This window comes from Rhodococcus sp. 14-2496-1d (genome assembly GCF_002259365.1).
Lineage (GTDB): Bacteria > Actinomycetota > Actinomycetes > Mycobacteriales > Mycobacteriaceae > Rhodococcoides.
Genome location: NZ_NPFV01000003.1, coordinates 187,844 through 201,035, shown reverse-complemented (window position 1 = coordinate 201,035; position 13,192 = coordinate 187,844). Strand labels below are relative to the sequence as shown.

General features: G+C 63.5%; 12 protein-coding genes. 9 read left to right on the top strand and 3 right to left on the bottom strand.

Features of this window, described 5'->3' with window-relative positions; genetic code table 11:
- Nucleotides 1–49: 49 nt before the first annotated feature.
- Both CH296_RS01610 and CH296_RS01605 read left to right on the top strand, forming a co-directional pair.
- Nucleotides 50–1,627: an FAD-dependent oxidoreductase gene (locus tag CH296_RS01610; protein WP_094683858.1), complete on the top strand. Its 1,578-nt coding sequence runs from the start codon at nucleotides 50–52 to the stop codon at nucleotides 1,625–1,627.
- Between the two features lie 32 nt (nucleotides 1,628–1,659).
- A complete protein-coding gene (locus CH296_RS01605; RefSeq protein ID WP_094645403.1) occupies nucleotides 1,660–2,310 on the top strand; it encodes a Rid family hydrolase in 651 nt (216 codons plus the stop codon).
- A gap of 62 nt (nucleotides 2,311–2,372) precedes the next feature.
- Here CH296_RS01605 and CH296_RS01600 read toward each other — a convergent pair whose 3' ends face one another.
- The 3 genes from CH296_RS01600 to CH296_RS01590 form a co-directional block, all read right to left on the bottom strand.
- A complete protein-coding gene (locus CH296_RS01600) occupies nucleotides 2,373–3,104 on the bottom strand; it encodes an aspartate/glutamate racemase family protein (RefSeq protein WP_094683857.1) in 732 nt (243 codons plus the stop codon).
- A gap of 10 nt (nucleotides 3,105–3,114) precedes the next feature.
- Nucleotides 3,115–4,668, bottom strand: coding sequence for an NCS1 family nucleobase:cation symporter-1 (locus tag CH296_RS01595; RefSeq protein WP_094645472.1), 1,554 nt, complete (start codon nucleotides 4,666–4,668; stop codon nucleotides 3,115–3,117).
- A gap of 125 nt (nucleotides 4,669–4,793) precedes the next feature.
- On the bottom strand, nucleotides 4,794–5,510 hold the full coding sequence (locus CH296_RS01590) for a GntR family transcriptional regulator (protein ID WP_032398253.1): 717 nt from the start codon (nucleotides 5,508–5,510) through the stop codon (nucleotides 4,794–4,796).
- Nucleotides 5,511–5,580: 70 nt separating this feature from the next.
- Between CH296_RS01590 and mftE the strand changes: the two genes are divergently transcribed.
- From mftE to CH296_RS01560, 7 genes are all read left to right on the top strand, one after another.
- On the top strand, nucleotides 5,581–6,267 hold the full coding sequence (gene mftE / locus CH296_RS01585) for a mycofactocin biosynthesis peptidyl-dipeptidase MftE (RefSeq protein WP_094645401.1): 687 nt from the start codon (nucleotides 5,581–5,583) through the stop codon (nucleotides 6,265–6,267).
- A 125-nt stretch (nucleotides 6,268–6,392) separates the two neighbouring features.
- Complete coding sequence (mftF, locus tag CH296_RS01580) at nucleotides 6,393–7,790, top strand: mycofactocin biosynthesis glycosyltransferase MftF (RefSeq protein WP_094632433.1); 1,398 nt, start codon at nucleotides 6,393–6,395, stop codon at nucleotides 7,788–7,790.
- Nucleotides 7,791–7,823: 33 nt separating this feature from the next.
- Nucleotides 7,824–9,317 carry a mycofactocin system GMC family oxidoreductase MftG gene (gene mftG / locus CH296_RS01575; protein WP_094683856.1) on the top strand — a complete coding sequence of 498 codons (1,494 nt, stop codon included), beginning with the start codon at nucleotides 7,824–7,826 and terminating at the stop codon, nucleotides 9,315–9,317.
- A 50-nt stretch (nucleotides 9,318–9,367) separates the two neighbouring features.
- A complete protein-coding gene (locus CH296_RS28750) occupies nucleotides 9,368–9,505 on the top strand; it encodes a hypothetical protein (protein WP_176459466.1) in 138 nt (45 codons plus the stop codon).
- A gap of 109 nt (nucleotides 9,506–9,614) precedes the next feature.
- Nucleotides 9,615–10,910, top strand: coding sequence for a transcriptional regulator (locus CH296_RS01570; protein WP_032397560.1), 1,296 nt, complete (start codon nucleotides 9,615–9,617; stop codon nucleotides 10,908–10,910).
- A 146-nt stretch (nucleotides 10,911–11,056) separates the two neighbouring features.
- On the top strand, nucleotides 11,057–12,580 hold the full coding sequence (locus CH296_RS01565; protein WP_094683855.1) for an aldehyde dehydrogenase family protein: 1,524 nt from the start codon (nucleotides 11,057–11,059) through the stop codon (nucleotides 12,578–12,580).
- Nucleotides 12,580–13,119, top strand: a complete 540-nt coding sequence (locus CH296_RS01560) for a DUF779 domain-containing protein (protein ID WP_045195996.1) — start codon at nucleotides 12,580–12,582, stop codon at nucleotides 13,117–13,119. Before CH296_RS01565 ends, CH296_RS01560 begins: the two co-directional genes overlap by 1 nt.
- Nucleotides 13,120–13,192 lie beyond the last annotated feature (73 nt).

The window sequence follows — 13,192 nt, the reverse complement described above, 5'->3', positions numbered from 1 at the left end:
CGGGCAGCACGAATGGGAGCATGAATTGCCAGTAACACGGAGATCGTTCATGCGAGGTCTCGGAGTCACGGGAGGGGCCGGGCTCGCCTATGGAGCGATGTCGACGATCGGCCTCGCTCCATCCGCTCAGGCGGTGCCCACACGGTTCAGACCGCCGGCGAGGTCCGACCTGATCGGGAGGGTCGAGGGAAGTCCTTCGGTGGTCGTGCTCGGCGGTGGTCCTGCAGGACTGTGTGCGAGTTACGAGCTCCGCAAAGCGGGATACTCGGTGACGATTCTCGAAGCGAGGAACCGGCCGGGCGGCCGTGTGTGGTCTGTCCGCGGTGGTGCCGAGGAGACGGATCTGAACGGGGAAACTCAAACGTGCACGTTCTCCGACGGCCACTTCTACAACGTCGGCGCGACCCGAATACCGCAGAGCCACATCACGATGGACTACTGCAAGGAGCTCGGTGTCGAGCTCCAGACATTCGGCAATCAAAATGCCAACACCGTAGTCAACTACAAGAGCGACACGGCGCTCAATCAGCAGTCGGTGAGCTACCGAGCGGCGAAAGCAGACACGTACGGATACATGTCGGAACTGCTTCAGAAAGCCGCAAACCGGGGTGCTCTGGACGACGTGCTCAGCCGCGACGACAAGGACGCCCTGTCCGAGTTCCTCAGCGATTTCGGTGACCTGTCCGATGACGGGCGGTATCTCGGATCGACGCGGCGCGGCTATTCGTCCGAACCGGGCGCAGGTGTCGACTTCGGTGCCGAAACGAAGCCGCACAGCATGTCCGACGTCATCCGCAGCGGGATAGGCCGCAACTTCAGCTTCGAGTTCGGTTACGACCAAGCGATGTTGATGTTCTCACCTGTCGGTGGCATGGACCGAATCTACTACGCCTTCGAGGAGTCGATCGGCGTCGACAACATCGTCTACGGAGCCGAGGTCACGTCGATGAAGAACGCCGGCGAGCGCGTCGCCGTCGAATACACGAAAGACGGAACAGCGGAATCGATCGACGCCGACTACCTGATCTGCACGATTCCACCCAACCTGATCGGACGCCTCGATACGAATCTACCCGCAGACGTGTTGGCGGCGAACAGAGCGGCCAAGCCGTTCTCGTCGGGCAAGCTCGGGATCGAGTACTCACGCCGATGGTGGGAGACCGACGAGCGCATCTACGGGGGTGCCAGCAACACCGACCTCGACATTTCGCAAATCATGTTCCCGTACGACCACTACAACTCCGATCGCGGTGTCGTCGTCGGGTACTACAACAGCGGCAAGAGGCATCAGGCCTTCGAATCCCTCACTCACAAGCAAAGGTTGGCGAAAGCAATCGCCGAAGGATCCATGATTCACGGCGACAAATACACCCGCGATATCGTGAGTTCCTTCTCCGGCAGTTGGCGTCGTACCAAGTATTCGGAGAGTGCGTGGGCCAATTGGGAGGGGTCGGATGGTTCGCACGGCGGTGCCGCCACGCCGGAATACGAGAAACTGCTCGCACCTGTCGAGCGAATCTATTTCGCAGGCGATCACCTCTCCAATGCAATTGCCTGGCAGCACGGTGCCTTCACATCGGCTCGCCAGGTCGTCACCGCGCTGCACGAGCGCGTCACCACGTCCTGATCGAAATCCCATACCTGTCGAAAGGCACCACGTTGTCACACGTCACTCGCTCACTCATCGCCGCTGCAGCAGCGGGAACCATTCTGTTCACCGCAGCATGCTCCTCGGATTCCGAGGCCTCGGGCGACACAACCGAAACCACCGCGGGCGCACGGTCGGTGATCGAACCCGGCGAGGACAACCCGATGATCGCGCAAGGCGTCGAGATATCCGGCGATGCAACTGTATACAAGACCAGCGGTATCGGAGGTACAGCCATGAACGACGCTGCTGCGACCGGTACCCCCGAGTCCTACATCGACACCGAAGAGTTCCCGGGTGGCACGTTGCCTCCAGGTGTCACAGTCACCGAAGCACAAGGCATCAACGTACTGAAGAAGATCCGCGACAACCTCGAACAAGAGGGCTACACACTCGAGGACGTCGTGACGATGCGCGTGTTTCTCGACAACGCGCCCGGCACCGACATCGCCGATTATGCGGGCTGGAACCGTGCTTATCGGCAGTTCTTCGCAAATACGAATCTCGATACGGATGAGACAGAACTCGTTCCGCTCGGTAGCGCGGAGCCTGCGGCACCGCTGGAACGCAACTCCGCGCGACCTTCCCGATTCGCGTTGGAGGTCGCCTCGCTTCCGGTTCCGGGCTGGCTCGTCGAGGTAGAAGTGGACGCGGTCAAGTAGTTGTTCGAGTGCATCGATCTTGCGATCGGATCGAGAAATTGCACTCCGGTGGATTTCGGGCGCTACTGCCTACTGAATCCCTCGAGCATTCCTGTGTAGAGCTTGGCCGGTGGCGTAGCGAACTCGCCGCGCTTTCCGGTGCTCAGTCCCAGCGAGACCAGGGACTGCACGAACAACGTTCCCGCGGCCACGCCGTCGACCACCGGTACTCCGATTTCGGCCGAAATGTGTCGGCACAGATCGGCCATACCCGCGCAGCCGAGAACCACAGCATCGCTACCGTCCGTCTCGACGGCGACGCGGCACGCCTCGGTGACGATCTTGCGGGCGTCGGGATCGGTCTCGAGATCGAGGACCGGCAGTTCGCACGCATGAATGCCGAGGCAGTGGCGTCCGAAGCCATAGTGGTTCGCCAGATCCTGGGCACGTCCGATGGTGCGTCCGAGTGTGGTGACGACGCTGAAACCTCGACCCAGGAAACTCGCGGCGTGCATGGCTGCCTCGGCGATACCGACGACCGGCCCGGCCGCCAGCTCGCGGGCCGCGTCGATGCCGGGATCTCCGAAGCAGGCGATGACGTAACCGTCGACCCCAGCGGCCTCGCCCCGGGCGATCTCGGCGAGAATGCCTGGGACACTGAGTGCTTCGTCGACATGACTTTCGATGGACACGGGCCCCATCGAGGGGCTGACCGCATCGACGACCGTGCCCGGGCCGACCACGGCCCGGGCACAGTCACCGATCGTTGCGGTCATCGAACTGGTGGTGTTCGGATTGATGACCTTGATGAGCACGGAAGAAATCCTAAGCCGTCGCTGGGGCGTCGAAGTTGGTGACAGCCAGCTTGGTTCGTGTCGCCAGGTAGAAGTACATGACGAATCCGATACCGCAGCCGATGAACCAGCTGTACTTCGACGCCGTCGACATGCCGGCGATCTCCATGCCGTCGATGGCCCCGTTGAAGAGGACGGTGAACATCGCGACCAGCGCGCCGACGACGGTGGAGTACACCGCCGCCGGGTTGTAACCCTTGGAGTACCAGTACAGCCCGGTGGACGACATCGAGAACAGCTCGTCGACGACGACCTTCTGCTTGCGGACGAGGTAGTAGTCGGCGATGAGGATGCCGAACAGTGGTCCGATGAATGCACCGAGGGTCTCGAGCGTCAAGTGGATGACGTCGGGGTTGTTGTAGAGGTTCCACGGCGTGATCAGCACCGAGCCGATGGCGGCGATCATTCCGCCCGCGCGCCAGCTGATGCGCTGGGGGCTGACGTTCGAGAAATCGAATGCAGGGGAGATGAAGTTGGCGACGATGTTGATACCGATGGTGGCGATCGTGAAGGTCAGCGCGCCCAGGACGATGGCGAACGTGCTATCGATCCGTGCCACGGTCTCGACCGGGTCGGTGATCAGTTCACCGAACACCGGAAGCGTCAACGACGCAGTGACGACGACGAGTATCGAGAAGACCAGGAAGTTCACCGGTAGACCGAGGAAGTTGCCCTTCTTCACGGCGGCGTAGGACTTTCCGTAACGCGAGAAGTCGCCGAAGTTGAGCATGGGGCCCGAGAAGTAGGACACCACGAGAGCGATCGCACCGAGCATGACCGGAATGGAGCTCAGACCCGTGTGCTCGACTTCTCCGAGGTTCAGATCGATTGCGCCCCAGCCGGCTTTCCAGATGAGGTAGCCGCACAGCATGAACATCACGACGTAGACAGCGGGGCCGCAGAAGTCGATGAACTTGCGAATGGACTCCATGCCCCGCCAGAACACCGCCGCTTGGACGACCCAGAGAAACAGGAAGCTCGCCCAGCCGAGCAGCGAGAGTCCGGCGAAACCGTAGTCGGCGGTGACGGCATACGGAGCGAGAGACGGGAACAGCTTGATCAACACGATGTCGAGAGCGGCCGAGGCCAGGAATGTCTGAATTCCGTACCAGGCCACGGCGATCAAGCCACGAATGATCGCCGGAATGTTGGCACCGAGAACACCGAAGACACTGCGGCAGATGACCGGATACGGAACTCCGGACACCTGGCTCGGCTTGGCGACGAGGTTGCAGAAGAAGTACACGATCGTGATGCCGACGAGCAGCGCGATCAGCACCTGCCAACTGGCCAAGCCGAGCGCGAACAGGCTGCCCGCGGTCACGTAGCCACCGACCGAGTGCACGTCGGACATCCAGAAGGCGAAGAGATTGTACGAGGTCCACGTCTGCTTCTTCAGCGGAGCGAGATCCTCGTTGGTCAGCCGCGGGTCGTAGCTGTCCTTGATCAGGCCACCGCCGACGGGGTGGCCCGCGGCTTCCACGAGATCTCCCGTTTGAGCGGGACCGTGCGCTGTATCTGTCATCGATGCTCCTGACGGCATGGCATTGAGGTGAACGAAGGAGGTGAACGAGCGAATGAGGAAAAGCTAGCGGCGCAGTGTTGCGCACTCGTGACGCGAGCGATATATCTTTCGGATTCGTCCCTCGGCTATTCCGACGGCGGATCGGCAAACAATCCATGGTCGTTCGACAGTGTCGAAATGACCGAATTGAGACGCGTGTGGTGATGTTGTGCTGCGCCGAGCAGTCCCGCGGAATCACCGTCCAGGAATGCCGTGAGCATATCGGCGTGGTCGCTGTGCAGTGATGCCCTGTCGGAACCGGCGACATGCACCATCGGCTGCACGGGTTCGGTGATGTTCCAGGCGGATTCGAGCATGTGCAGCAACCGGTGCATCCGAGAAGGCCGCGTCAGGGACAGATGGAATTCACGTGAGAGTCGGTGATACTCCCGCGAGTCGTCGCGAGCCAGTGACGCTTCGAGCTGCCGATTGATCTCGATGAGGTGTTCACGGTCGGCATCGGTGGCGAATTCGACGGCGATCGGCAGCGCTGCAGTCTCCAGAACCTCTCGGACGATGTACATTTCGCGTAGTTCGGCCGCGGTCAATTGGGCGACCGTGTAGCCGAGATTCGGCCGATGATCGACCAAGCCCTCGCCGATCAGCGTCTTGAGGGACTCGCGCACCGGTATTCTGCTCACCCCGAACAGTTCGGCCACTTCGTTGAGCGGAATAGGGGTATTCGGTGGAGCGTCGCCCGCGAGAATTACCCGACGCAATTCGCGCAGGATCGACGGCTGCGGGCCACCGGGTGCCGATATCGACAATTGCGAGAGCAATATGGACCGACGGCGGGGTGGCACGAATGGAAGATTAACGACCGTGTGTTTCGGCGGCGTGACGGCTTCGTTCCATCCGATATCATCTGCATCCATGTCCAGGGACTCACTCGGTGCTCAGTACTGGCCGGACGTCGACCGGTCGAGAACCCTCGTCGTGCCGGTCGGTTCGATCGAGCAGCACGGACCGCACCTTCCCCTCGACACCGACACTCGTATCGCCGACGCCGTGGCGCGAACCGTTCCGCATGCAACCGTTGCCCCGCCGATCGCGTACGGAGCCAGTGGTGAGCACGAAGGATTTCCCGGCACCGTCTCGATCGGTGCGGCCGCGCTCGAAACGCTTCTGGTGGAGTACGGACGCTCCGCCTGCCGGTGGGCCGAGCGGGTGGTGTTCGTCAACGGCCACGGCGGAAACGCACCGACGGTGCGGACCGCAGTGCTGCAGCTCCGGTACGAGGGCCGCAATGTCGTGTGGTTTCCGTGCGCGATACCCGGAGCAGATGCTCACGCAGGCCGGACCGAAACGTCGTTGCTGCTGCATCTTTCGCCCGAGGCGGTGGACATGACGAAGGCGCAGGTGGGAAATGTGACCGATATCGCCGCCCTGCTCCCGGCACTTCGCGACGGTGGATTGGCTCCGGTCACCGCCAACGGCGTGCTCGGCGATCCGACCGGGGCCGATGCGGAGGAAGGGCGTCGCGCCTTCGAGCAGATGTGCACCCGAGCGGCCGATGCAGTCGGGCGATGGAGTCCCTCCGAGCAGGGCGTGATCTCATGACCGAACCCGGTGAAACGCCTGGTCGCGACCCCGAGCAGAAGCTGCGGAAAACGGGGAACAGGTATGTTCCGTCCGATTTCTCGGGTGGCCGACGCTCCGGCGGCTTGTCCGCTTACGATCTCCTGATGGGTGAAGGTCGGTTGCCTGACGGCTTCGGGGTGCGAGTCGATCCACGCGTACGTACTTTCTCCGAAGGGCGCGTCCTGATCGGTGGTTCACCGACCCGCATGCTCAAGCTGGCACCGACCGCTGCGGCCATGATCGGCGACGGGTTCATCGAAGTGACCGACTCGCAGTCCGCGCTCGTGGCCCGCAAATTGCTCGACTCCGGAGTCGGGAATCCGCGGCCGATGTCGATTCCCTCGCCGAGCGACGTCACCGTCGTCGTGCCGCTCAAGAACAACGAGGCGGGGTTGGAGCGCTTGATCGCGTCGCTCCACGGGCTGCATGTCATCATCGTCGACGACGGTTCGGACGTGCCGGTCGCCGTACCGCGGATCTCCTGGAGCGTGGGCAGCATGACGGTGCTGCGGCACGAGCGCTCACGTGGACCTGCTGCCGCACGAAACACTGGCTTGCGATGTGCAACAACGGATTTCGTAGCCTTCTTGGACTCCGACGTCGTGCCACGTAAGGGGTGGCTGGAGGTGATGCTCGGCCACTTCTCGGATCCGGCGGTCGCCCTGGTGGCCCCCCGCATCGTCGCACTCGAGCCCGAGGGCAGTGCGCTGGCCAGGTACGAACATGCCCGCTCGTCGCTCGACCTGGGTCGCAAGGAAGCGGCGGTACGGGCAGGCAGTTCGGTGTCGTACGTTCCCAGCGCCGCGATGTTGATGCGTCGGTCGGTGGCGATGGACTGCGACGGATTCGACGAGTCGATGCACGTGGCCGAAGACGTGGACCTGTGCTGGCGATTGCAGGAAGCGGGGTGGAGGCTGCGCTACGAACCCGTCGCCCACGTCGCGCACGAGCATCGCGTCACCTTCGCCGAATGGTTCGCCCGCAAGCTGTTCTACGGCACCGGTGCCACACCGTTGTCGGCACGTCATCCGGGAATGGTGCCGCCCATCGCGATGTCCCCGTGGACGTTGGTTGCATGTCTGCTCGCGGCGAGTCTGACGCGGATCGGTCTTGTCGGCGCTGCCGCCACACTCGGCGTGACGATCGTTCGTCTGCGCAGGATGTTCGTCGGTCTGGACCAGCCCACTCGGATCGCGGCCATCCTCGCGGCCGAGGGTTTCGTGGCGGGGTTGTGGCAACTGGCGTCGGCCCTGTGTCGGCACTATTGGCCGATCACCCTGCTCGCCGTCTTGTTGTCGAGTCGTATTCGTAGAATCGCACTGGGATTGGCTGTGGCAGAGGCGTTCTCGGATTGGTACAAGCACCGGGAGCCCGGCGGTCTCGATCCGGTGCGTTATGCCTTCTACAAACGAGCCGATGACGTCGCCTACGGAGCGGGGCTGTGGCACGGTGCACTGTCCGCCCGCAGCGTCGACGCCCTCAAGCCCCGCCTCGACGGCTGACGTGGTGCCACCCCGGTCTGCTCCGTCGACGGTGTGAATCCGATCGAGTTCGCCGACGTCATCGTCGTCGGAGGTGGTTCCTGCGGCTGCGTTCTCGCATCGAGGCTCAGTGAGAACCCCGATCGGTCGGTGCTGTTGCTCGAGGCCGGGCCTGCGTTCCACAGCGTCGCCGACGTTCCGGCGGCCGTGCTCGACGCGTCGATACTTCCCATCGGCCCCGGTAGCGAATGGGTGGGAACCTATACGGCCGAACTCGCGGCCGGTGTGTCCCGGACGATCGCGCGAGGCCGGGTGCTGGGAGGCTCCGGCGCAGTGAACGGCGGCTACTTCGTCCGCGCCACGCCGGGTGACTTCGATGCCTGGCCGCAGTCGTTGTGGTCGTTCGATCAGGTGCTGCCGTTCTACATCGGCTCCGAAACCGATCTCGATGCCGACGCGGTCGATCGGTGGCACGGTTCCCGCGGGCCGATGCCGGTCTCGCGCACGTCGGAGCAGGACCGACATCCGCTGACCGCATCGTTCGTGCAGGCGGCCGCGAACGCAGGTTTTCGATTGCACGAGGACATGAACGCACCCGACGCGGCCGTGGGAGGAGTGGGCGCAGTTCCGTCGAACATCCGAAACGGTACCCGTGTAAGTGCCGCTCTGGCATACCTTCTGCCGGTCATCGATCGAAAGAACTTACGGGTACAAGGGAATACGACGGTGTCGTCGTTGATGTTCGAGAAAAACAGGGTGGCCGGGGTCGAGATCATCGTCGACGGTGTACGCAGTATCGTGAAGTCCGACAGGGTGATTCTGTCTGCTGGTGCTGTGCACACCCCCGCGTTGCTGCTTCGATCCGGCATCGGTCCGGCCGAAAGCAGTGTTGCGCTCGGGATTCCGGTGATCTCCGACAGTCCGGGCGTCGGCCGTGGCTTCAGCGACCACCCCGAGGTTGCCGTTCCGGTAGCGACGACCGAAGAATTCTCGACGGTATCTCGTGCTCTGGAAGCGGTGTTGCACTCGGGCGACGTCGAGATCAGGCCGTACACCAGGAGATTCGATCGATTGATCTCCGGTCTTTCGCGTGGGCCGCACGTGTTCGGTGTCGGCCTCATGCGCTCGACGGCACGAGGGAGCATCACGCTGCGAAGCTTGGATCCGTTCGAGTCCCCGGACGTGCGATACCGCTATCTCGAATCGGAGGTCGACCGGCGCGCTATGCGCGAGGGCGTCGAACTCGCGCGCGATCTACTGGCGTCGCCGATCATGGCGGAGACCGTCGATGTGCCCGCGATCGACGACCCCCTCGCGGCACTCGGTACCTCCCTGCATCTGTCCGGCAGCGCCAAGATGGGCCCGGAATCGGACCCGGAGGCGGTGCTCGACGACCACTGCCGGGTGCGCGGTGTCGACGGTGTCCTCGTCGTCGACACCTCGGCGTTTCCGGTGGTGCCCAGCCGCGGCCCGCATGCGACGGCGATCATGTTCGCCGAGCGCGCAGCGGCCTTGATTGCAGACCACAGTAGGGGTGTCGAGGCGTAGCGTTCATGGTCTGGGGACCGTTCGGGTTCCCCGATAGATGGGTTACTGCCATGTCGGACAAATCGCCCCGCAACACGATGACCAAGAAATCCGGCAAATCTCTCAAGGACAAGCGCGCGGACAAGCGGGCCAAGTCGAGTGGTGACACCAGCAACGACATCATCACGTCGAGCGCCAAGAAGAAGTAGGCAACCGGGGTCGGCGCGACCGGCCACAGCCGCGCGCGCCGGCCACGGCTGTATCCTGGTCTGTGAGCTGGGTAACAACGATGTGGACAGGTCACGGAGGAAGCGTCGAATGGCAAGCCGATCGGACAGTGGCGGCAACCCCTGGGTCGCAGTGCGTCCCGGCGAGGACGTCGCTGTGCTCGCGCGCCAGATGTCCAGTGCCCACCAATCTTTCGTGGACGACCTCCGTACTCACGGTTCGACGGTGAGGTCCGTCGTACTCGACTCGTGGATGCGCAGTCGCACCAAGGGGGTCGATCCCGACGGCGGAAACGACACCCCCGCATTGACTGGGCCGGATCTCGAGCGCTACCGCAACGGGCATCCGATGGCGATCATTCGTCCGGTCATCCGAAAGCTGCTGGTCGAGGACGCGGCGGACACCGGCTTACTCGTCGCCATCTCCGATGCCGAAGGCCGGCTGCTGTGGGTCGAGGGTGACTCCGCAGCCAAGGACCGAGCGCTCACGATGGACTTCGCCGAGGGGGTCGATTGGAGCGAGGAGAACAAGGGCACCAATGCCCCCGGTACCGCGCTCGCAGTCGACCACAGTGTGCAGATCTTCGCGTCCGAGCATTTCTCTCGGTCGGTGCACGAGTGGAGCTGCTCGGCAGCACCGGTTCACCACCCCACCAGTGGCCACATCCTGGGGGCGATCGACATCACCGGTGGCCCGCGCGTCGCGGTGCCCGAGGTGCTCTCGCTGGTGCGTGCCACCGTCGCCGCCGCCGAGTCCGAATTGCGCCTGCATCTGATGAACTCGCCGAAATCGTTGGGCGACACTGCTCCTCGGCTCGAGGTTCTCGGATCCGGACGGCCGGGAGTGGTGCGTGGTTCCGGCCGGATACCGCTCTCCCAGCGACACGCGGAGATACTGCTTCTACTCGGTGAGCATCCCGAAGGGCTCAGCTCCGACCACCTCGCCGTGCTGCTCGACGAGCAGGAGCTGGACTCGGTGACGATTCGCGCCGAGATGTCGAGATTGCGCAAGGCATTCGGTACCGCCGGCCTGGCGTCGCGGCCCTACCGTCTGGTCGGCGAGCTGTCCTCGGACGTCGGCGACATCCGGCGTGCCCTCGACCGCGGCGACGTCGAGGCTGCTCTTCGTATCTACTCGGGACCGGTGCTGCCCGGATCGTCCGCGCCCGGCATCGAGGAGATCCGCGAGGAACTGCGGTCCCGAATGCAGGCCGCGTTGCTCCGACTCGGAGATCCGGTGTTACTGGCGCAGTGGACGTCGTCGATTCACGGTCGATCGGACGTGATCGCGTGGGAGGCCTACCGGGCCACCCTGAGCCGAGACTCCGCGCTGTACGGGCAGGTCAGTGCGCGTATCGATCTCCTCGACCGCGAACTCGGAATCTGACGCTGTCGCCACTGTCGGTACCTCCGGCAGCAGCGGCAACACATATGCAGTCGCATCGGCAACGTAGTTGCAACGTTGCAAGCCCTAGTGTCCTGAATCACACACCGCATCAACTGTGAAGCACGTGTCGATCAGGAGGATTTTCAATGTCCGTCTACTCCCGTCCAGGTTCCGCCGATTCCGTCATGTCGTTCCAGGCGCGTTACGACAACTGGATCGGCGGCGAGTGGGTACCGCCGGTCAAGGGTCAGTACTTCGAGAACCCGACTCCCGTCACCGGAGAGAACTTCTGCGAGGTCGCCCGCTCCACGTCCGAGGACATCGAGCTCGCGCTCGATGCCGCACACGCCGCAGCGCCCGCATGGGGCAAGACCTCCGCCGCCGAGCGCGCCGTGATTCTCAACAAGATCGCCGACCGAATCGCCGAGAACCTCGAGTCCATCGCACTGGCGGAGTCCTGGGACAACGGCAAGCCGATTCGCGAGACTCTCAACGCCGACATTCCGCTCGCCGTCGATCACTTCCGCTACTTCGCCGGCTGCATCCGCGCGCAGGAGGGATCACTCTCCGAGATCGACAGCGACACAGTGGCATATCACTTCCACGAGCCGCTCGGAGTCGTCGGGCAGATCATCCCGTGGAACTTCCCGATCCTCATGGCCGTATGGAAGCTCGCGCCCGCTCTCGCGGCCGGAAATGCCGTGGTGCTCAAGCCCGCCGAGCAGACTCCCGCATCGATCCTGCACCTGATCTCGATCATCGGCGATCTCCTGCCTCCGGGCGTCGTCAACATCGTCAACGGATTCGGAGTCGAGGCAGGCAAGCCGCTGGCGTCCAGCCCGCGCATCGCCAAGATCGCCTTCACCGGGGAGACCACCACCGGCCGTCTCATCATGCAGTACGCGTCGCAGAACCTGATTCCGGTGACGCTCGAACTCGGCGGCAAGAGCCCCAACGTCTTCTTCTCCGACGTGCTGCAGGCCAACGACGATTACCAGGACAAGGCGCTCGAGGGCTTCACGATGTTCGCCCTCAATCAGGGTGAAGTGTGCACCTGCCCGTCGCGCTCGCTGATCCAGGCGGACATCTTCGACGAGTTCCTCGCCTTGGCCGCCATCCGCACCAAGGCTGTGCGACAGGGAGATCCGCTCGACACCGAGACCATGATCGGCGCACAGGCGTCCAACGATCAGCTCGAGAAGATTCTCTCGTACATCGAGATCGGCAAGGGCGAGGGCGCACAGGTCGTCACCGGCGGTGAGCGTGCGCAGCTCGGCGGAGATCTGAACGGTGGCTACTACGTCCAGCCGACGATCTTCACCGGCAAGAACAACATGCGCATCTTCCAGGAGGAGATCTTCGGCCCGGTCGTGTCGGTCACGTCCTTCAAGGACTACGACGATGCCATCGACATCGCCAACGACACCCTCTACGGACTCGGCGCAGGCGTCTGGTCTCGCGACGGCGGCGTCGCCTACCGAGCCGGACGCGACATCAAGGCCGGCCGCGTGTGGACCAACACTTACCACCAGTACCCCGCGCACGCCGCGTTCGGTGGCTACAAGCAGTCGGGTATCGGCCGCGAGAACCACAAGATGATGCTCGATCACTACCAGCAGACCAAGAACCTGCTCGTCAGCTACGCCCAGAAGGCCCAGGGCTTCTTCTGATGAACAGCGCTGCGCAGCCCGCGCGGCTGAAGACCACCGTCGAGGCGATGGACCTGCTCCGTCGCCTCGGCGGTATCCACGGGGAACTGATGATGCATCAGTCCGGGGGATGCTGTGACGGGTCGTCGCCGATGTGTTATCCCGCAGGCGAATTCATCGTCGGCGACCGGGACGTTCTCCTGGGGTACATCGACCTTCGACTGGGGGTCGGTGAGGTCCCACAGGACCTGCCGACCGGGAGCGACGGTGTGCCGGTGTGGATCTCGGGATCCCAGTTCCAGGCGTGGAAGCACACCCAGCTCGTGCTCGACGTGGTTCCCGGCCGCGGCGGTGGATTCTCGCTCGAATCGCCCGAGGGAGTGCGGTTCCTCAGCCGCGGACGTGCATACACCGCCGAGGAGAACGACATTCTCGCGCAGCATCCACCACTGGTGGGAGTCGACTGGGAAGAAGGTCGACGGCCGGAGGTTCCCGCAGACCCCTTGGTGGTCGCCGAGGCCGTCGATGCGTGTCCCGTCCCTGGGATGCTTCAGGGCTGAGTGCCTGCGGCAGTGGTGCGGTTGGATGCCGCAGGTGGCACACAACCGCACCACTGCGCGCAGCGCATACAGT

Coding starts and splice junctions, on each gene's coding strand:
- mftE (WP_094645401.1), top strand. CDS start 5,581: ATGTCCAGGGACTCACTCGGTGCTCAGTACTGGCCGGACGTCGACCGG.
- CH296_RS01610 (WP_094683858.1), top strand. CDS start 50: ATGCGAGGTCTCGGAGTCACGGGAGGGGCCGGGCTCGCCTATGGAGCG.
- CH296_RS28750 (WP_176459466.1), top strand. CDS start 9,368: ATGTCGGACAAATCGCCCCGCAACACGATGACCAAGAAATCCGGCAAA.
- CH296_RS01565 (WP_094683855.1), top strand. CDS start 11,057: ATGTCCGTCTACTCCCGTCCAGGTTCCGCCGATTCCGTCATGTCGTTC.
- mftF (WP_094632433.1), top strand. CDS start 6,393: ATGGGTGAAGGTCGGTTGCCTGACGGCTTCGGGGTGCGAGTCGATCCA.
- CH296_RS01570 (WP_032397560.1), top strand. CDS start 9,615: ATGGCAAGCCGATCGGACAGTGGCGGCAACCCCTGGGTCGCAGTGCGT.
- CH296_RS01595 (WP_094645472.1), bottom strand. CDS start 4,668: ATGACAGATACAGCGCACGGTCCCGCTCAAACGGGAGATCTCGTGGAA.
- CH296_RS01560 (WP_045195996.1), top strand. CDS start 12,580: ATGAACAGCGCTGCGCAGCCCGCGCGGCTGAAGACCACCGTCGAGGCG.